The organism is Pseudomonas sp. LBUM1676 (genome assembly GCF_059695605.1).
In genome coordinates this window covers 5,911,239-5,929,030 of the sequence record NZ_CP166777.1, presented here as the reverse complement: position 1 = coordinate 5,929,030, position 17,792 = coordinate 5,911,239, and the positions used below count along the sequence as shown (strand labels likewise).

Here is a 17,792-nt window from a genome sequence, read left to right as displayed (position 1 = left end):
CACTGCACTTTCAGTTATTCACAAGTGGCCGACCTTTGCTTATCGAGTCCCGTCGCCGCGCTTATTTGGCCGCCATGCAGGTCGTCAACTGGCTGCCGCGCACCGAATTGCCCTTTGCTGCGCCTTCGCGGCCCGAGCTGCTGCAACCGCCCGCGCCGGTGGTCGTCGCCCCGGTTGCGCTGGCGCCATTGGCTGAGCCCCCCGTGGAAACGCCGGTCAAACCTGCCGACCGAGTGAAAATCGAGGTACCTCGGCCCTCGTTGGCCAGCACGCGCACGAACGCCAAGGTCGAAGAAGAGGCTGCCCCGGTTGCGATCAGGGCGCCGATCGTGCCGCCACCGCGTTTCGCCTTGCAATTGCTGCGGGCCGGTCGCTGCCTGTTGCTGGTGGAGTTACCCACAGGCGAAACATTCCAGGCCCGCGATCCTGCCTATCTGCTGCTCAAGGACATGCTGCGCGCCGCCGGTCTTCCGGACAGCCCGCAGATCGTCGGCGAGCCGGTACGCTGGCCGCTGCTGGCCCGCGGCACCATGGACCAGGGCCCGGAAGCCGCCCGTGATTTCGTCCAGGGATTTCTCTCGGCCCGCCTGGAAGACGCCCCGTGCGTCTGCCTGTGGCTGATCGGCCTGCCGGCGGTGCGTTTTGCCGGTGAAGCGAACGCCGAATCCTTCAATCGCGAACTCCAGGTCGAAGGCCTGGGCTCGGTCTGGGCCCTGCCGGGTCTGGAATTATTAATGGAAGAGCCACAGCGTAAGGCTGAAGTCTGGCAAGCCATGCGTCGGCTGATGGCGCGCTGGAAAGAATCAAATGAGTGACGCTGTATCGTTTCGCCCGATGACCGAGGCGGACCTGGACGCTGTACTGAAAATCGAATTCGCGGCCTACAGCCATCCCTGGACCCGCGGGATTTTTCTCGATGGCCTCGGCAAGTACCAGATCTGGCTGATGTTCGAAGGGCAGCAGCAGGTCGGTCATGGCGTGGTGCAGATCATTCTCGACGAAGCGCATCTGCTGAACATCACCGTCAAACCGGAGAATCAGGGCCGTGGCCTGGGGCTGACGCTGCTGGAGCATCTGATGTCGATTGCCTATAAGGCAGAGGCGCGGGAGTGTTTTCTGGAAGTGCGCGACAGTAATCGGTCGGCATTTCGGTTGTATGAGCGATATGGGTTTAATGAAATCGGCCGGCGGCGGGATTATTACCCGGCGGTAGGCGGGCGCGAAGATGCGGTGGTCATGGCCTGCACCTTGGTGGATTGAGCATTAAAAGCTTCGCGAGCAGGCTCGCTCCCACAATGGATCTGTCTCGTACACAATCTCTGTGACTGACATGACCCCTGTGGGAGCGAGCCTGCTCGCGAAGGCGTATTAACAGGCGAAGAAGATCACCGATTACCGTCCATCGGATCCCGCCGCGCCAGTTCCTCCTCATCCAGCCCATTGCCACCGCCAATGTCGTCTTCATCGACAATGCTCAAGTCCCAGTCGGCCCGACCATCTTCCCCAGCCTCATGAGCATCCCGTGCACCGTCTTCGCGGATCAATGTTTCCGGACTCATGTCATCGTCAGTGGATTCATGGTCATCGGTCGAGGCCCCGGTCATGCCTGCTTCCCGAGCCCGTTCCCGGGGCATCAGGCGCGCACGTTCCGCTTCCGGCAGCTCGTCGCCGATTTTGGCGCTGGGTTCTTCCTCGTCGAAATCCAGCTCATGCATCGAACCCATGCGGTCTTCGTTGTCGTCGATGGGCTCGGGTTGCACCGCATCGTACGGACGTCGTGTATCAGTCATGGTAATTCCTCATACTGTGGGCCTTACTTCGGTGGACCCACTGGGCTCCTCAGAATTCCACCGACCTGGAACACCGGTAATATGCATCATCGGCAATCTGCATCTCGCGCGTGACCCCGACGGGCGGTTGTCTGTCAAATCAGCGCATCATTCACGAGGCATTCACCGCATGAACGAATTACAAGATCTGATTGATAACAACGCACGCTGGGCCGATGCGATCAAGCAGGAAGATCCTGACTTCTTCGCCAAGCTGGCCCGCCAACAGACTCCGGAGTACCTGTGGATCGGCTGTTCCGATGCACGGGTGCCGGCCAACGAGATCGTCGGCATGTTGCCGGGCGATCTGTTCGTCCACCGGAACGTGGCCAATGTGGTATTGCACACTGACCTCAATTGCCTGTCAGTGATCCAGTACGCGGTCGACGTGCTCAAGGTCAAACACATCCTCGTCACCGGCCACTACGGCTGTGGCGGTGTGCGCGCCTCGATGCAGGATCGCCAGTTGGGCCTGATCGACGGCTGGCTGCGCTCGATTCGCGATCTGTACTACGAAAAACGCGAAGAACTGGCCGAGTTGCCGACCGAAGAAGAGCGGGTCGACCGCCTTTGCGAACTCAACGTGATCCAGCAAGTGGCCAATGTCGGGCATACCAGCATTGTGCAAAACGCCTGGCACCGAGGGCAGAAATTGTCGATCCACGGCTGCATCTATGGGATCAAGGACGGTCGCTGGAAAAGCCTGAACACGACTATCAGCGGTTTCGAGCAGTTGCCGCCGCAATACCGTCTGCGTCCGGTCGAGGCGTTGTAAAGGCCTTCAGCCAAGACGTGGTCGATGCCAGTGTTGGAGAAACTGCCGGCCATTGTCATTCGGCGACTCATCGTAGCCGATGATCCAGCCCCGGCAGCCGGGACAACCGCAGCGGCAGGCAAACTGCCGCTGCAGCTTGTCTTCCGTCGCGGCGAAATCCATCGTCAGCCGGTCACCCTTCTTGATGTCCTTGAGTGCCCATAACCACAGTTCGCTCAGGTCGAGAAAGACGTTGGGGTCGCAGCAATGACTCAACAGGCCACAGAAACGCGGGTCGTAGACATGGACTCCCGGGGCCAGCTGACGTGTGTGTCGGCAGCGATAGGGTAACAAGTGTCCGGAAACCCGGCAGATACGGCTGATGCGCGGGAACTCGCGCAGTGCCATGACCGCCAGTGCCGATCCCTGGGTGTTGTAGATGACTTCAAAGTCGTCCTTGGAGGGGAATCCAAGACGAAGCGGCAACTCTGCAAAGGGATAGATGCCATTGGAGGGTGGCGGGGGCATTGTGTGTTCGGCGGGGGCTCTCATAACGTTCCTTGTCGGCGGGGTGCTGCGACATCCGGCAGCTGACGTCCTGTCAGCTCTGCATCACATGGGTACGCCTCAAGCCTCTCGTAAAATAATCAACCGGTCTACTGTCATAACTGACAGGGGAAAAGCGCGCTTTTCCGCGTCAGCCATGGCTCACGCGGGAAAGCCGGCCATCGATTACAGATTCGGCGCTGGGCGCGTGCTCACAGGCGCGGGGGTCTTGAGCCGAGTCAGTTGAGACTTGATCGGGGGCGTCGCGCATTTGGCCACGGCTTGTTCCGGCGTCAGGCTGCGGATCGAGGTGTAGAACAGCTCACAGGTTTTTTCTTTGCGGGTCACCTGCCAGGTCTGGGTGCAGCTTTTGAGCTGAACGTTCGGGTCGCTGCCCGGTTTGCTGCCCATTCCCGCCTGCCAGCAGGCAGCGCTCAGATCCTGGCCCATGATTTTCAGCCCCGCGGCGTCGGCCTGGGCCTGGGGATCGTCGCCGGTGTAGCTGTCCGGGTTGGCGGCGTACCAAATGTAACTCGGGTGGTTTGAACCCAGCACCGGCACCTTGACCCCTTCGCCGGGGTCGATGGTCGCCAGCCCCAAAACGTTCACGGTCGGGCCATATTGCTGCTTGATCCAATTACGCACCGGCGCACCGAAGGCAACCATGGGCAATGCCGCGCCACTGGCGTTCTGGCTGACATCCTTGACCATGGTGGTCTGGTAGTCCCTGAAGTAGTCGTAGACGCCTTCCAGGTCCTTGCCGGCGCTGGACGGCGCGGCAATCGGCGCAATGTCGATGATGGTCTGGTAACCCGGGGTCTGTTCGGCGGGGATTCCATTGTCGGTGAGCAAGGTAGCCCAGCGATCGGTGGTGGCGGACCTCAGGTAGTCCTGGGCCTGGGTCAACGAGTAATCCGGCGGGAAGTGCAGCAGTTCGACGCTCTTGCGGTTTTCCAGGGCCATGCCCAATGGCAGGAACAGATTCCAGCTGAAGGCCCACTTGCCATCGGCATTCAACTTGCTGGCACCGGTGTAGGCCAGGTCGCCAGCGTCGAGCAGCGCCGCCAAGGGTTTCTCATAACCGTCGGGAACGCCGCTGATTTCGGCGTAGAGCTGATCGTTATCGGTTTTGACCCGCACTTTCGCCGCGCTGTAGCCGTCGCGCCGGACGCTTTGGCTCAGGTAATGCTCGACGGTTTGCTCCAGCGTCCAGTCACGAAAGCAGATGACGTTGCAGTTGTTGGGGTAAGCGAAAAGCCGGGTGACGCGTTCGGTGCTGCCCAGCTTCAGGTCGACATCGGCATGGGCGGCGGCGCTCAGGGTGAGGGTAGCGAGGGTGAGTCCTGCGAGTTTGAACATGCTCAGATCCTTTTCAGCGTGTGGGCCCTTGGCTTCGGGCGCCTACATACTGAAACAGACTGGGCTGAACAAAAAGTGGGCCGATGGCAATATCGGCCCTTTTTTGCGTCAAGGCATCACTGGCGGCGTGTAAGTCAGCGTCGTCCCCAGTGCCCACAGCAGCACCAGCACCAGCGGCGTGTGCACCAGCAGCTGCACGAACGAGAATCCTATCAAGTCCCTGGCCTTCAACCCCAGTACACCCAGCAGCGGCAGCATGTAGAACGGGTTGATCAGGTTGGGCAGGGCTTCGGCGGCGTTATAGATCTGCACGGCCCAGCCCAGGTGGTAGTTCAGGTCGTTGGCCACTTGCATCACGTAGGGCGCTTCGATGATCCACTTGCCGCCACCGGACGGGATGAAGAAGCCGAGGATTGCCGAGTACACCCCCATCAGCAGCGCATAGGTGTCGTGGGACGCGATGCTGACGAAAAAGGTCGAGATGTGGTGGGCCAGGGTCTGGGCGTCCGTGCCTTTGACGGTGGTCATCAGTGCGGCGATCGAGCCGTACAACGGAAACTGGATCAGTACGCCGGTGGTGGTTGGCACCGCGCGGGCCACGGCGTCGAGGAAGCTGCGCGGGCGCCAGTGCAGCAGGGCACCGAGCATGATGAACAGGAAGTTGTAGGTGTTCAGCCCGGAAATCGCACTGATCGCCGGTTTGGTCGAGAATTCGTGGAACAGCCACCCTGCCGCCAGCAACACCAGTAAAATCGTCAGCAACGGGCTGTGCTCCAGCCATTCGCCGGGGCGGGTGCGCGGTTGCAAGGGCGGCAGGTTGAAACTCGGGTCGATGCCGCACGCCGCGGCATCACGGGCGGAGTTCGGGCCGGGGGCGGTGGCATAGGCAATGATCAGCGAGATCACGATCAGCGCCAGCAACATCACGCCGGACTGCCAGAGAAAGATGGTCTGGGTGAACGGGATCACCCCGGTGATCGACAGGATCGACGGTGGCAGACTGCCCGGGTTGGCCTGCAATTGCGCCGCGGAGGACGACAGGCCCAGGGCCCATACCGCGCCGAGCCCCAGGTACGCGGCGGCTCCGGCAGCACGGTAATCCATTTTCAGGTCGGTCCGGCGGGCGAGGGCACGCACCAGCAATCCGCCAAACACCAGCGACAAGCCCCAGTTCAGCAACGAAGCAACCATGGAGATCAGGGCGACCCAGGCCACGGCAGAGCGGCCGTTTTTCGGGATGCGCGCCAGGCGGTCGATCAGTTTCACCGCCGGAGGCGAGCTGGCGACCACGTAACCGCCGATCACCACGAAGGCCATCTGCATGGTGAACGGGATCAGGCTCCAGAAACCGTCACCGAAGGCCATGGCGGCGTCGGTGGGTTTGGCGCCCATGGCCATGGTGGCCACGGCGACGATGATCACCGCCAGCGCGGCAAACACCCAGGAATCGGGGAACCAGCGTTCGGCAAAGCTTGAGCAGCGCAGGGCAAAGCGGGCGGAGCGGCTATCTTCGATATCAGCGGCCACGGGAGTACCTCGGATTTTTATGTTTTGTTGAGGGCTTCTGGGCCGCGCAGGCCCGTCTTGACAGCTGCTAACAGTAATTCAATCGATATTTTTTTGTGACGAAGTTTCCCCGGTATTGGACTTTGGTCTAACGGGTTGTCCGCTGGCGCGTTTACGTAGACCATGGGCGCCTTGGTTTTTACCCGTGCCAGAGTTCTGTTCATGACCGCCAATACCGATTCGCGCCCGGCGCCGTTCACTCGCTCCGACTACAGGACTCTGGGCCTTGCCGCCCTGGGTGGTGCGCTGGAAATCTACGACTTCATCATTTTCGTGTTTTTCGCGCTGACCCTCAGCCAGTTGTTCTTTCCGCCGGAAATGCCCGAATGGCTGCGCTTGCTGCAAAGTTTCGGAATTTTCGCCACCGGCTATCTGGCACGGCCTTTGGGCGGGATATTGATGGCGCATTTTGCCGACCGCCTGGGACGCAAGAAAGTCTTCAGCCTGAGCATTCTGATGATGGCGCTGCCGTGCCTGCTGATCGGCATCATGCCGACCTATGCGCAAATCGGCTATTTCGCGCCGCTGCTGCTGTTGGCCCTGCGAATCCTGCAGGGGGCCGCGGTCGGCGGGGAAGTGCCAAGCGCCTGGGTGTTCGTTGCCGAGCACGCACCGGTGGGCCATCGCGGTTATGCCCTCGGTTTCCTGCAGGCCGGCCTGACCTTCGGCTACCTGATCGGTGCCCTGACGGCGACCTTTCTCGCCCAGGCGTTCACCCCGGTGGAAATCCTCGATTACGCCTGGCGTTATCCGTTCCTGCTGGGCGGTGTGTTCGGTGTGGTTGGCGTCTGGTTGCGTCGCTGGCTCAGCGAGACCCCGGTGTTCATGGCCATGCAGGCCCAGCGCGATGCCGCGGTCGAACTGCCGCTGCGCACGGTCCTGCGTGAACACCGCCTGGCCATGCTACCGGCGATGCTCCTCACCTGCGTGCTGACCTCGGCCGTGGTGGTGTTTGTGGTCATCACCCCGACCATGATGCAGAAATCCTTCGGCATGACCGCCAGCCATACCTTCGCCCTGAGTGCATTGGGCATCGTTTTCCTGAACATCGGCTGTGTGCTGGCGGGGCTGCTCGTCGACCGTATCGGCGCCTGGCGCACGGTGATGCTCTACAGCCTGCTGCTGCCGTTGGGCATCGGCGTGCTCTACACCTGCCTGATCATGGGTGGAAACTGGATCGGCCTGGCGTACGCGATTGCCGGTTTGTGCTGCGGGGTAGTGGGCGCGGTGCCGTCGGTGATGATCAGCCTGTTTCCGGCGCGGATTCGCGTCTCGGGCATTTCCTTCACTTACAACATCGCCTACGCCGCGTGGGCGAGCATCACACCGTTGCTGTTGATCGGTCTGATGCCATGGAGCCCGTGGATCTGTGTGATTTTCAGCGCGGTGATGGGCGCGGTGGGCGTGAGCAGCGCGGCGTATTTCGGCGCACGGATGCCGCGAACCGGGAGTTGCCCGGCCGCGAGCAACCCGGTGGACGGCAAGACCGTGGAGGCGTAAGTCGTCTGGCTTTATACCCAGACGTCATTCTGCGCGGTGCGTTCGCCAGCCTCGTTGCCGGTATTCAACACACCCTTGGGTTCGATCAGCAGCAGTTTCACCTCCTGCTCGGCGAAGGGTTTGTGCTCGACACCCTTGGGTACCACATACATTTCGCCAGCGTTCACCAACACGTGACCATCGCGCAAGTCGATGCGCAACTGTCCTTCGAGAACGATAAAGGTCTCATCGGTATCCTGGTGGTCATGCCAGATGAAGTCCCCCAGCAGCTTCACCACCTTGAACTGATAGTCGTTCATTTCGGCGATGACCCGCGGGGTCCAATAGGGGGCGATCCGGGCGATTTTTTCAGCGAAGTTCAGGCTTTTGTAAGCTTTCATGACGCAGCTCTCTGGGTTGATCGTGACTCCACGATAACCAGGGCACCGAAGCGCTTCTTGTACGATTGTGCGTGGCTCAGCGGCGGTGCATTTTCATCCAGCGGGCCGGCGACAGGCCGTAGGTTTTGCTGAACTGACGCGTCATATGGCTCTGATCGGTGAAGCCGGCAAGCAGCGCGGCGCTGACCAGCGACTGGCCCTGGATCATCAGCGAGCGGGTCAGGTCCAGGCGGCGCATGGTCAGGTAGCGGTAAGGGCTGGTACCGAACAGCAGACGGAAATCCCGCGACAGACTCCAGCGATCCCGGCCGCTGTGATGCGCCAGTTCCTCCAGCGTCACGCTACGATCCAGGGCGCTGTGGATGTATTCCCGAGCGCGCTCCGCGGCCACGTAATCGAAGCTGGAACGCGTGGCCGTCACGCCGCCAACGTGATTCAGGGCTTGCGCCAGATCGAACAGCGCGTCCTGCTCCTCCAGCGGTTCAAGGGGGCAATCCAGGCTGCGCAGCAGCACTTGGGTCGCGGCGAACAAACGCGGATCGGTCGACAGCCCGTCCTTGATAAATGGCAGTGGCTGGCCGCCGAGGATCTGCTGGATCAGCGCCGGTTCGATGTACATCATCCGATACTGAAACCCGGAATCGGTACCGGCTTCGCCATCGTGGACTTCGTCCGGGTGCAGCACCATCGTCCCGCCCGGCAGGCTGTGCCGCCAGCTACCGCGATACTGATAACTCTGTACGCCGGCCAGGGTGTGGCCGATGGCGTAAGTGTCGTGGCGGTGAAGGTCGTAACCGTGGCCGGCAAAAAACGCCTCGAAACGCTGCAGCCCGCCAACATCGGGCGCTCGGTGGAACCAGTCGTTGCGGGGTGGGTGCTTGGCCATGGCTGCCGTTGTGTTGAGGCGTTACGGAACACGTTAACCCAGTCGTCCGCCACCTGTCTTGCGGGCCGATGACGCGCTCGAGCGGGTAGAAAACCGAGGGCAAATATCGCAATGTGTTGCACATCTGGTCAATCGCTGAGGAGTCTTGAATGAGCAAGCTGCGTGTGGGGATTATTTTCGGAGGCCGTTCGGCCGAGCACGAAGTGTCGCTGCAGTCGGCGAAAAATATCGTCGATGCACTGGATCGTTCGCGCTTTGAACCGGTGCTGATCGGCATCGACAAGCAGGGCCACTGGCACCTTAACGATCCGTCGAACTTCCTGCTCAACCAGGAAAATCCCGCCCTGATCGCCCTCAACCAGTCCAACCGCGAACTCGCCGTCGTGCCGGGCAAGGCCAGCCAGCAATTGGTGGAAACCTCCAGTCAGGAACTGCTGGGCCACGTCGATGTGATCTTTCCGATCGTCCACGGCACCCTGGGTGAAGACGGTTGCCTGCAAGGGTTGCTGCGCATGGCCGATCTGCCGTTTGTCGGCTCCGATGTGCTGGGTTCGGCGGTCTGCATGGACAAGGACATCAGCAAACGCCTGCTGCGCGATGCCGGGTTGGCGGTCACACCGTTCGTGACCCTGACCCGCGCCACGGCGACGCGCACCGGGTTTGCAGAGGTCCGGGGCAAGCTTGGCCTGCCACTGTTCGTCAAACCGGCGAACCAGGGCTCTTCTGTCGGCGTGAGCAAGGTAAACGACGAAGCGGAATATGCAGCGGCGATCGAATTAGCGTTGGGTTTCGATGAAAAAGTGCTGGTCGAGTCTGCCGTCAGCGGCCGCGAGATCGAGTGCGCCGTACTGGGCAACGAGAACGCCATCGCCAGCGGTTGTGGCGAGATCGTGGTGCGCAGCGGGTTCTATTCCTACGACAGTAAATACATCGACGATCAGGCGGCTGAAGTGGTGGTTCCGGCCAACATCAGCACTGAGGCCAGCGAACGCATTCGTGCCTTGGCCGTCGAGGCGTTTCAGGTGTTGGGCTGTTCCGGACTGGCGCGGGTCGATGTGTTCCTGACGGACAGCGGTGAAGTGCTGATCAACGAGATCAACTCGCTCCCCGGCTTCACCCGCATCAGCATGTACCCCAAGCTGTGGCAGGCCACCGGGATGACCTACAGCGAGCTGGTCAGCCGCCTGATCGAGCTGGCGCTGGAGAAGCACAAGGCACGACAGACGCTGAAGATCTCGCGTTAGGCGGTATGTGCCAGCCGGACTTCAGTTGAATGGCACCAGGTATCTCAACAGGAGCCAGGATGATCGTCCGGCTGTCGCGTGGTCAGGCCTGCTCCATTTGCGGGTAGGAAAAGGCTGCGCGAGCTGACCGATCAGGATTGGTTATCCATAAAAAAGGGCCTACCTCCCGGTAAGCCCTTTCGCGTTTCAGCGTACGACTCAATCCCCCAACGCTTCCCCCTCACGCCGCGGATCCGCCCCACCTGCCAACGCGGCTTTTCCCTGCGCATCCTTGACCCGCACAATCGCCTGGGTCCCGCTGGTCATGTCGATCTCGGTCACGCTGTGCCCTTTGTCCTTCAATGCCTGGATCAGTCCGGCGCTGAACTGTCCGCGTTCCAGCTCCGTCGGGCCATTGCGGCTGCCGAAGTTGGGCAGGTTGATGGCGGTTTGCGGGTCGAGATTCCAGTCGAGCAGGCCGATGGTGGATTTGGCGACGTATTCGATGATTTGCGAGCCGCCGGGGGAGCCGATGGTGGCGAGGAATTCGCCACTCTGGCGGTCGAAGATCAAGGTCGGTGCCATGGATGAGCGGGGGCGCTTGCCGGGCTCGACGCGGTTGGCGACCTTCTGGCCGTTCTCTTCGGGGATGAACGAGAAGTCGGTCATCTGGTTGTTGAGCAGGAAGCCCTGAACCATCAGGTGCGAGCCGAAGGCGGATTCGACGGTGGTGGTCATCGAAACCGCACCGCCCTGGTCATCGACCGCCACCACTTGCGAGGTGGAGATGCGCAGCGGCGAACGGTCCGGCGCGTAGGCCACCTGAATGCCCGGCGGGGTGCCGGGTTTGGCCGTGCCCATGCTGCGCTCGCCGATCAGGGCGGCGCGGCTGGCCAGATAGGTCGGGTCTATGAGGCCTTTGACGGGGACGGGCACGAAGTCCGTGTCGGCGACATACTGCGCGCGGTCGGCGTAGGCCAGGCGCTCGGCTTCGGCAATCAGGTGCACGGCGTCAGGGGCCGGTTCGAGGCCCGCTGGCTTGTCCGTCTTGAGTGGTTTCAAGGACGCCAGGGCCAAACGCGGATCGCGGGTTTCCAGGGCCTGCAAGGTGCCGAGGATCTGGGCCACGGCGATCCCGCCCGACGAAGGCGGCGGCATGCCGCAGACTTGCCAACGTTTGTAATCGGTGCACAGCGGCGCGCGTTCCTTGGCGCTGTAGCCTTGCAGATCGTTCAGCGACAGGCTGCCGGGGTTGGCGTGGCCCTGAACCTTGGCCACGATCTCTTGCGCGACGGCGCCTTTGTACAACGCATCGGGCCCTTCCTTGGCGATGCGTCCGTACACGGCGGCCAGCGCCGGATTTTTCAGTAGCGTGCCTGCGGCTTTCGGGCTGCTATCGGCGTTCAGAAAATACCCAGCCATCTCCGGCGAGCGCCTGATGGCCGAGTCCGAAGCGATCAGTCGGTGCAGGCGTGGCGAGATGGCGAAGCCTTGCTCGGCGAGTCTGATCGCCGGCTCGAACAACTGTGCCCATGGCAGGCGGCCGTGTTTCTGGTGCGCCAGTTCCAGTGCTCGCAACACGCCCGGCGTGCCCACGGATCGACCACCAATCTGCGCCTGGGTGAACGGCATCGGTTTGCCGTCGGGCTGCAGAAAAAGCTTCTCGCTGGCACCGGCCGGAGCGGTTTCGCGGCCGTCGTAAGTGCGCACGGTTTTGCCATCCCACAATACGATCAACGCGCCGCCACCGATGCCCGAAGATTGCGGCTCGACCAAGGTCAGCACCGCTTGCATCGCAATCGCGGCGTCGATCGCTGAACCGCCCCGGCGCAGCATCTCTCGCCCGGCTTCGGCTGCCAGTGGATTAGCCGCTGCCGCCATGTGTTTCGAGGCGTGCCGGGTGTGCAGGTCGGTGCGATAGCCCGAGGCGGCTTCCGGTGGGGTTGGCAAAGTCGAAGCGGGCGGGGCATGGCACGCTGCAAGGAGCGAAGCGGTGGCAATCAGCGAAAGCGCTGCCAGGCGATAGCGGCTCAAGTCAAAGGCTGAGAACACGCGGGGCACTCCGTCCGTGGGAAAAGATCCGAGGACTTTATCGGTCGACAGCGAGTGACGCAAACCATGGCCTACGGCTAAGACGCATTTTTCCTTCAGGCGTCAGCGAATCTTCTGTAGGAGCGATGGCAACAGACTGGCCAACATTCATGCCGGAGGAGAGCGAGCGCTCGGCGTTTCGTGGTTCGGGCCACTTTTCTCCAGGCATAAAAAAACGGCCTACCTTTCGGTAAGCCGTTTTTAGTACTTGGTGGCTACACAGGGACTTGAACCCCGGACCCCAGCATTATGAATGCTATGCTCTAACCAACTGAGCTATGTAGCCAAGTGGCGCGCATTATTCACCGCAAACGACAATGCGTCAAGCGTAAATATAAAATATTTCTCTGCGCTTTCAACCGCTTATCCACCTGAGCCGAAAAATCGGGCCAGGTAGGGGCATCAACTGAGCTGAAATCCTGCGACCGACCGGGCATCGCGTTGCGCTATCGCCTGCTTTCTGAGGTCGTTAGCAGGCTAAGGGGATGGCGCTTCCGCACTGAAAAATGGCACATTGATGCACCTGCCTGTGTGCACCCATCCGCTGTACGGAAATTCTCATGGCTATCAGCAACGTCCAGACCGGCGCCCAGCCGGCATCCGCGACTTCACAAAGCAGCCCATTGGTCATGCGCATCATCGGCGCCGTAGCCCTGGCGCATTTGATCAACGACCTGATTCAGTCGGTGCTGCCATCGATTTATCCGATGCTCAAGGCCAACTACGGCCTGACCTTCACCCAGGTCGGCCTGATCACCCTGACGTTTCAGCTGACGGCCTCGCTGCTGCAGCCGTGGGTCGGTTACCACACCGATCGCCATCCCAAACCCTGGCTGCTGCCGGCCGGTACGGTGTGCACGCTGATCGGCATTCTCATGATGTCGGTGGTCGGCACCTTCCCGTTGATACTGCTGGCAGCGGGGCTGATCGGCATCGGCTCATCGACTTTCCATCCGGAAGCGTCTCGCGTGGCGCGACTGGCTTCGGGTGGGCGTTTCGGCCTGGCGCAGTCGACCTTTCAGGTCGGTGGCAATGCGGGGTCGGCCTTTGGTCCGTTGCTCGCTGCAGCGATCATCATTCCTTTCGGTCAGGGCCATGTGGCCTGGTTCGGTTTGTTCGCGGTATTTGCGCTGTTCGTGCTCTATCGGATCAGTCGCTGGTACGCCAACCACTTAAGTCTGTTCAAGCTCAAGCAGGGGCAGGCGGCGACGCACGGCTTGTCGAAAAACCGGGTGATCAGTGCCTTGGTGGTGCTGGGGTTGCTGGTGTTCTCCAAGTATTTCTACATGTCCAGTCTGACCAGCTACTTCACCTTTTACCTGATCGAGAAATTCGACCTGTCGGTGGCCAGTTCACAGCTGCATCTGTTCCTGTTTCTCGGAGCGGTAGCGGCGGGGACCTTCTTCGGCGGGCCGATCGGCGACAAGATCGGGCGTAAGGCGGTGATCTGGTTCTCGATTCTTGGCGTGGCACCGTTCACCTTAATGCTGCCTCACGTCGACCTGTTCTGGACCAGCATTCTCAGCGTGGTGATCGGCTTCATCCTGGCTTCGGCATTCTCGGCCATCGTGGTGTACGCCCAAGAGCTGGTACCGGGCAATGTCGGGATGATTGCCGGGGTGTTCTTCGGGCTGATGTTCGGCTTTGGCGGGATTGGCGCTGCATTGCTGGGGTATTTGGCAGATGTTCACGGCATCGAGTACGTGTACTTCCTGTGTTCGTTCCTGCCGTTGTTTGGCGTGCTGGCGATCTTCCTGCCTCGAACCAAAAAAGCCTGACCCCGCACATCCCCTGTAGGAGCGAGCTTGCTCGCGATGGTGTATCAGACAACTAAGCGCTGACTGACACTCCATCGCGAGCAAGCTCGCTCCTACAGGGGATGTGGTGTGGCAGGCAATTATTTCAGGCACAAAAAAGCCGCGTATCAAACGCGGCTTTTTCTTGGGCGGCTGCTTCGTCCTGAAAACTTAGACGTTGAAACGGAAGTGCATCACATCGCCGTCTTTAACAATGTAGTCCTTGCCTTCCAGACGCCATTTACCAGCTTCCTTGGTGCCGGCTTCGCCCTTGTACTGGATGAAGTCGTCGTAGGCGATGACTTCGGCGCGGATGAAGCCTTTTTCGAAGTCGGTGTGGATCACGCCGGCGGCTTGGGGTGCGGTGGCACCGACGCGGACGGTCCAGGCGCGGACTTCTTCGACACCGGCGGTGAAGTAGGTCTGCAGGTGCAGCATTTCGTAGCCGGCGCGAATCACGCGGTTCAGGCCAGGTTCTTCGAGGCCCAGGGCTTCGAGGAACATGTCTTTCTCTTCGCCGTCATCCAGCTCGGCGATTTCGGCTTCGATCTTGTTGCAGACCGGAACAACCATGGCGCCTTCTTCTTCGGCGATGGCTTTGACGATGTCCAGCAGCGGGTTGTTCTCGAAACCGTCTTCAGCGACGTTGGCGATGTACATGACCGGCTTGGTGGTCAGCAGGTGGAAGCCACGAATCACCGCTTTGTCGTCGGCACCCATAGTCTTCATCAGGGTGCGCGCAGGCTTGCCGAGGGTGAAGTGAGCGATCAATTGCTCCAGCAGGCCTTTCTGGACTACTGCGTCTTTGTCACCGCCCTTGGCGTTGCGGGCGACTTTCTGCAGTTGCTTCTCGCAGCTGTCGAGGTCGGCGAAGATCAGTTCCAGGTCGATGATCTCGATGTCACGCTTGGGGTCGACGCTGTTGGAGACGTGAATCACGTTCTCGTCTTCGAAGCAGCGGACCACGTGGGCAATGGCATCGGTCTCGCGGATGTTGGCGAGGAACTTGTTGCCCAGGCCTTCACCCTTCGAGGCGCCGGCGACCAGGCCCGCGATGTCGACGAATTCCATGGTGGTCGGCAGGATGCGCTTTGGATTGACGATGGCTGCCAGGGCTTCCAGGCGCGAATCCGGCATCGGCACGATACCGGTGTTCGGCTCGATGGTGCAGAAGGGGAAGTTCTCGGCCGCGATCCCGGATTTGGTCAGGGCGTTGAACAGGGTGGACTTGCCGACGTTAGGCAGGCCGACGATGCCGCAATTGAATCCCATGGTGTTTCCCCGAGGAGTTAGAGTCAGGCCTTCTGGCTGTGCAGGTTTTTCATCGCGCGGTTCCATTCCCCGGCGAGGATATCCGGCAGCACGCCGAGGGCAAAGTCGATGCTGGCATCGAGTTTTTCCTGTTCGGCGCGTGGCGCACGACCCAGGACGAAATTTGAAACCATACTGGCAACGCCCGGGTGGCCAATGCCAAGCCGCAAGCGGTGAAAGGTATTCTGATTGCCCAGTTGCGCGATGATGTCGCGCAACCCGTTGTGACCGCCATGGCCGCCGCCCTGTTTGAGCTTGGCGACGCCGGGTGGCAGGTCGAGTTCGTCGTGCGCCACCAGGATTTCTTCGGGCTTGATGCGGAAGAATCCTGCGAGTGCCGCCACGGCCTGGCCGCTGCGGTTCATGTAGGTGGTGGGAATCAGCAGACGAACATCCTGACCCTGATGCAAATAGCGTCCGGTCAGGCCGAAATATTTGCGATCGGCCACAAGGTTAACACCCTGTGCTTTCGCGATGCGCTCAACAAAAAGGGCCCCTGCGTTATGCCGGGTCTGTTCGTATTCAGCGCCTGGATTTCCCAAGCCAACGATCAGTTTAATGGCAGTCACGATAGGGGCCCTTCCTTGGAGTGGTGGATAACATCGCCGCGATCAGTGTGTGCGGCGAAAGTGGACGACAAGTGCTCATTTACCATTATGTAAACTCCGCGTTCTCGCCCGCTTTCTCGCTACGTTCCAGTCCGCGATGTTACCTGGTCACTCCGGCATCACAGAGTGAATTACTCTGCTGCGCCTTCTTCTTCAGTAGCTTCTGGAGCAACACGTGGGGCGTGGACGTTGGCAACAGCCTTGTCATCACCGTGTGCCAGAGCAACAAACTCAACGCCTTTAGGGGCTTTGAGGTCGGACAGGTGAATGATCGTGCCGATTTCGGCGTCAGCCAGGTCGACTTCGATGAATTCAGGCAGGTCCTTCGGCAGGCAGGTCACTTCGATTTCCGAAACAACGTGCGAAACTTCGCCGCCTTTCTTGATCGGAGCTTCTTCACCGACAAAGTGTACAGGCACGATAGCGGTCAGTTTCTGGCCAGCTACTACGCGTACGAAGTCAGCGTGCAGCACGTGGCCTTTGGCCGGGTGACGCTGCAGAGCCTTGATGATTACGTTTTGCTTGGTGCCGCCAACGTTCAGCTCGATGATGTGGCTGTAAGCCGCTTCGTTTTCGAGCAGTTTGGCAACTTCTTTAGCCAGCATGCTGATGGATTCAGGGGCTTTTTCGCCACCGTAAACTACAGCTGGAACCAGGCTTGCGAGACGACGCAGGCGGCGGCTCGCACCTTTCCCCAGGTCGGAACGCACTTCAGCATTCAGAGTAAAATCGTTCATGTTGTATCTCCAAAATAACCACATTCGCCCCAGCGTTTGCGACCAGCGCTAAAGGCGATATGGGCAAAAAAGCCCCGCCCCGACAGGAATGCCGGGGCGGGGCGCTTTTCGTCAACAGGATGTAATGAAAAGGGCAGGGCCCTTAACGGAACATCGCGCTGATCGATTCTTCATTGCTGATGCGGCGGACCGCCTCGGCAACTACCGGTGCGATATCCAGTTGGCGGATACGCGCACAGGCTTGTGCTGCAGCGGACAGCGGGATGGTGTTGGTCACCACCAGCTCGTCCAGCACGGAATTTTCAATGTTTTCGATTGCCCGACCCGACAGCACAGGGTGTGTGCAGTAGGCGAAAACCTTGGCAGCGCCATGCTCTTTCAGGGCCTTGGCCGCGTGGCACAGGGTGCCGGCGGTATCGACCATGTCATCGACCAGAATACAGGTACGCCCTTCGACATCACCGATGATATGCATCACTTCAGAGTGATTGGCTTTTTCACGGCGTTTGTCGATGATCCCGAGATCCACGCCCAGGGATTTGGCAACGGCACGTGCACGCACGACGCCACCAATGTCCGGGGACACGATCATCAGGTTTTCGAAGCGCTGATCTTCAATGTCATCCACCAGTACCGGGGAGCCGTAGATGTTATCTACCGGAATATCGAAGAAGCCCTGGATCTGGTCAGCATGCAGATCAACCGTGAGAACACGGTCGATGCCGACTACGGTAAGCATGTCAGCCACGACTTTCGCGCTGATAGCCACACGTGCGGAACGCGGACGGCGATCCTGACGGGCATAACCAAAGTAAGGAATTACAGCAGTGATACGAGTAGCCGAGGAGCGGCGGAAGGCATCAGCCATCACTACCAGTTCCATCAGGTTATCGTTGGTCGGAGCGCAAGTCGGCTGAATAATGAAGACATCTTTACCGCGGACGTTTTCATTGATCTCGGCAGTAATTTCGCCGTCGGAAAACTTGCCGACAGAGATGTCACCGAGAGGGATATGCAGCTGACGTACGACACGCCGAGCCAGATCGGGGTTAGCATTCCCCGTAAAGACCATCATCTTGGACACGCGCAGTACCTAGAGGCTGAGGGTAACCTGGATGAGTATAGAAAATGGCAGGGGCGGCTGGATTCGAACCAACGCATGGCAGGATCAAAACCTGCTGCCTTACCGCTTGGCGACGCCCCTGT

Annotated in this window: 17 protein-coding genes and 2 tRNA genes; 6 read left to right on the top strand and 13 right to left on the bottom strand. The window is 60.3% G+C overall.

The window, feature by feature from the left end; genetic code table 11:
* Nucleotides 1–74: 74 nt before the first annotated feature.
* Together ACA041_RS27405 and rimI are read left to right on the top strand one after the other, a co-directional pair.
* Nucleotides 75–815 carry an energy transducer TonB gene (locus ACA041_RS27405; protein ID WP_497442184.1) on the top strand — a complete coding sequence of 247 codons (741 nt, stop codon included), beginning with the start codon at nucleotides 75–77 and terminating at the stop codon, nucleotides 813–815.
* Nucleotides 808–1,260, top strand: a complete 453-nt coding sequence (gene rimI / locus ACA041_RS27400; RefSeq protein WP_157709556.1) for a ribosomal protein S18-alanine N-acetyltransferase — start codon at nucleotides 808–810, stop codon at nucleotides 1,258–1,260. Before ACA041_RS27405 ends, rimI begins: the two co-directional genes overlap by 8 nt.
* A 125-nt stretch (nucleotides 1,261–1,385) precedes the next feature.
* Here the strand turns inward: rimI and ACA041_RS27395 are convergent, their stop codons facing one another.
* The gene (locus ACA041_RS27395) at nucleotides 1,386–1,790 is read right to left on the bottom strand and encodes a serine kinase/phosphatase (protein ID WP_497438669.1); all 405 of its coding nucleotides are present in this window, start codon (nucleotides 1,788–1,790) and stop codon (nucleotides 1,386–1,388) included.
* A gap of 169 nt (nucleotides 1,791–1,959) precedes the next feature.
* Here ACA041_RS27395 and can point away from each other — a divergent pair, with 169 nt between their 5' ends.
* Nucleotides 1,960–2,604: a carbonate dehydratase gene (gene can, locus ACA041_RS27390; RefSeq protein WP_154855362.1), complete on the top strand. Its 645-nt coding sequence runs from the start codon at nucleotides 1,960–1,962 to the stop codon at nucleotides 2,602–2,604.
* A 6-nt stretch (nucleotides 2,605–2,610) separates the two neighbouring features.
* Here can and ACA041_RS27385 read toward each other — a convergent pair whose 3' ends face one another.
* From ACA041_RS27385 to ACA041_RS27375, 3 genes are all read right to left on the bottom strand, one after another.
* Nucleotides 2,611–3,135, bottom strand: coding sequence for a lysine methyltransferase (locus tag ACA041_RS27385; RefSeq protein ID WP_497438668.1), 525 nt, complete (start codon nucleotides 3,133–3,135; stop codon nucleotides 2,611–2,613).
* A 180-nt stretch (nucleotides 3,136–3,315) separates the two neighbouring features.
* Entirely contained in the window at nucleotides 3,316–4,488 is a 1,173-nt protein-coding gene (locus ACA041_RS27380) for a hypothetical protein (protein ID WP_497438667.1), read from the bottom strand.
* A gap of 108 nt (nucleotides 4,489–4,596) precedes the next feature.
* Nucleotides 4,597–6,015 carry a short-chain fatty acid transporter gene (locus ACA041_RS27375; protein ID WP_497438666.1) on the bottom strand — a complete coding sequence of 473 codons (1,419 nt, stop codon included), beginning with the start codon at nucleotides 6,013–6,015 and terminating at the stop codon, nucleotides 4,597–4,599.
* Nucleotides 6,016–6,216: 201 nt separating this feature from the next.
* Here ACA041_RS27375 and ACA041_RS27370 point away from each other — a divergent pair, with 201 nt between their 5' ends.
* Complete coding sequence (locus ACA041_RS27370) at nucleotides 6,217–7,554, top strand: MFS transporter (RefSeq protein ID WP_497438665.1); 1,338 nt, start codon at nucleotides 6,217–6,219, stop codon at nucleotides 7,552–7,554.
* An 11-nt stretch (nucleotides 7,555–7,565) separates the two neighbouring features.
* On the opposite strand, the gene ACA041_RS27365 is transcribed toward ACA041_RS27370, so the two are convergent.
* A complete protein-coding gene (locus tag ACA041_RS27365; RefSeq protein ID WP_497438664.1) occupies nucleotides 7,566–7,934 on the bottom strand; it encodes a cupin domain-containing protein in 369 nt (122 codons plus the stop codon).
* A gap of 76 nt (nucleotides 7,935–8,010) precedes the next feature.
* Nucleotides 8,011–8,820: an AraC family transcriptional regulator gene (locus ACA041_RS27360; protein ID WP_497438663.1), complete on the bottom strand. Its 810-nt coding sequence runs from the start codon at nucleotides 8,818–8,820 to the stop codon at nucleotides 8,011–8,013.
* 149 nt (nucleotides 8,821–8,969) lie between these two features.
* Between ACA041_RS27360 and ddlA the strand changes: the two genes are divergently transcribed.
* Entirely contained in the window at nucleotides 8,970–10,064 is a 1,095-nt protein-coding gene (ddlA, locus tag ACA041_RS27355) for a D-alanine--D-alanine ligase (RefSeq protein WP_497438662.1), read from the top strand.
* 198 nt (nucleotides 10,065–10,262) lie between these two features.
* On the opposite strand, the gene ggt is transcribed toward ddlA, so the two are convergent.
* Both ggt and ACA041_RS27345 read right to left on the bottom strand, forming a co-directional pair.
* On the bottom strand, nucleotides 10,263–12,095 hold the full coding sequence (gene ggt / locus ACA041_RS27350) for a gamma-glutamyltransferase (RefSeq protein WP_497438661.1): 1,833 nt from the start codon (nucleotides 12,093–12,095) through the stop codon (nucleotides 10,263–10,265).
* A gap of 248 nt (nucleotides 12,096–12,343) precedes the next feature.
* A tRNA-Met gene (locus ACA041_RS27345) sits at nucleotides 12,344–12,420 on the bottom strand.
* 274 nt (nucleotides 12,421–12,694) lie between these two features.
* On the opposite strand from ACA041_RS27345, the gene ACA041_RS27340 reads away from it, so the two are divergent.
* Nucleotides 12,695–13,912 carry an MFS transporter gene (locus tag ACA041_RS27340; protein WP_497438660.1) on the top strand — a complete coding sequence of 406 codons (1,218 nt, stop codon included), beginning with the start codon at nucleotides 12,695–12,697 and terminating at the stop codon, nucleotides 13,910–13,912.
* A 189-nt stretch (nucleotides 13,913–14,101) separates the two neighbouring features.
* Here the strand turns inward: ACA041_RS27340 and ychF are convergent, their stop codons facing one another.
* From ychF to ACA041_RS27315, 5 genes are all read right to left on the bottom strand, one after another.
* A complete protein-coding gene (gene ychF / locus ACA041_RS27335; RefSeq protein ID WP_134419017.1) occupies nucleotides 14,102–15,202 on the bottom strand; it encodes a redox-regulated ATPase YchF in 1,101 nt (366 codons plus the stop codon).
* A 23-nt stretch (nucleotides 15,203–15,225) separates the two neighbouring features.
* Nucleotides 15,226–15,810, bottom strand: a complete 585-nt coding sequence (pth, locus tag ACA041_RS27330; RefSeq protein ID WP_497438659.1) for an aminoacyl-tRNA hydrolase — start codon at nucleotides 15,808–15,810, stop codon at nucleotides 15,226–15,228.
* A 170-nt stretch (nucleotides 15,811–15,980) separates the two neighbouring features.
* On the bottom strand, nucleotides 15,981–16,586 hold the full coding sequence (locus ACA041_RS27325) for a 50S ribosomal protein L25/general stress protein Ctc (protein WP_497442183.1): 606 nt from the start codon (nucleotides 16,584–16,586) through the stop codon (nucleotides 15,981–15,983).
* A 142-nt stretch (nucleotides 16,587–16,728) separates the two neighbouring features.
* The gene (locus ACA041_RS27320) at nucleotides 16,729–17,670 is read right to left on the bottom strand and encodes a ribose-phosphate pyrophosphokinase (RefSeq protein WP_003171603.1); all 942 of its coding nucleotides are present in this window, start codon (nucleotides 17,668–17,670) and stop codon (nucleotides 16,729–16,731) included.
* A 45-nt stretch (nucleotides 17,671–17,715) separates the two neighbouring features.
* Nucleotides 17,716–17,790, bottom strand: a tRNA-Gln gene (locus ACA041_RS27315).
* Nucleotides 17,791–17,792 lie beyond the last annotated feature (2 nt).

What these genes read in the sequence shown, in the direction of transcription:
- ACA041_RS27405 (WP_497442184.1), top strand. Translation starts at nt 75, where the DNA reads ATGCAGGTCGTCAACTGGCTGCCGCGCACCGAATTGCCCTTTGCTGCG.
- rimI (WP_157709556.1), top strand. Translation starts at nt 808, where the DNA reads ATGAGTGACGCTGTATCGTTTCGCCCGATGACCGAGGCGGACCTGGAC.
- ACA041_RS27395 (WP_497438669.1), bottom strand. Translation starts at nt 1,790, where the DNA reads ATGACTGATACACGACGTCCGTACGATGCGGTGCAACCCGAGCCCATC.
- can (WP_154855362.1), top strand. Translation starts at nt 1,960, where the DNA reads ATGAACGAATTACAAGATCTGATTGATAACAACGCACGCTGGGCCGAT.
- ACA041_RS27385 (WP_497438668.1), bottom strand. Translation starts at nt 3,135, where the DNA reads ATGAGAGCCCCCGCCGAACACACAATGCCCCCGCCACCCTCCAATGGC.
- ACA041_RS27380 (WP_497438667.1), bottom strand. Translation starts at nt 4,488, where the DNA reads ATGTTCAAACTCGCAGGACTCACCCTCGCTACCCTCACCCTGAGCGCC.
- ACA041_RS27370 (WP_497438665.1), top strand. Translation starts at nt 6,217, where the DNA reads ATGACCGCCAATACCGATTCGCGCCCGGCGCCGTTCACTCGCTCCGAC.
- ACA041_RS27365 (WP_497438664.1), bottom strand. Translation starts at nt 7,934, where the DNA reads ATGAAAGCTTACAAAAGCCTGAACTTCGCTGAAAAAATCGCCCGGATC.
- ACA041_RS27360 (WP_497438663.1), bottom strand. Translation starts at nt 8,820, where the DNA reads ATGGCCAAGCACCCACCCCGCAACGACTGGTTCCACCGAGCGCCCGAT.
- ddlA (WP_497438662.1), top strand. Translation starts at nt 8,970, where the DNA reads ATGAGCAAGCTGCGTGTGGGGATTATTTTCGGAGGCCGTTCGGCCGAG.
- ACA041_RS27340 (WP_497438660.1), top strand. Translation starts at nt 12,695, where the DNA reads ATGGCTATCAGCAACGTCCAGACCGGCGCCCAGCCGGCATCCGCGACT.
- ychF (WP_134419017.1), bottom strand. Translation starts at nt 15,202, where the DNA reads ATGGGATTCAATTGCGGCATCGTCGGCCTGCCTAACGTCGGCAAGTCC.
- ACA041_RS27325 (WP_497442183.1), bottom strand. Translation starts at nt 16,586, where the DNA reads ATGAACGATTTTACTCTGAATGCTGAAGTGCGTTCCGACCTGGGGAAA.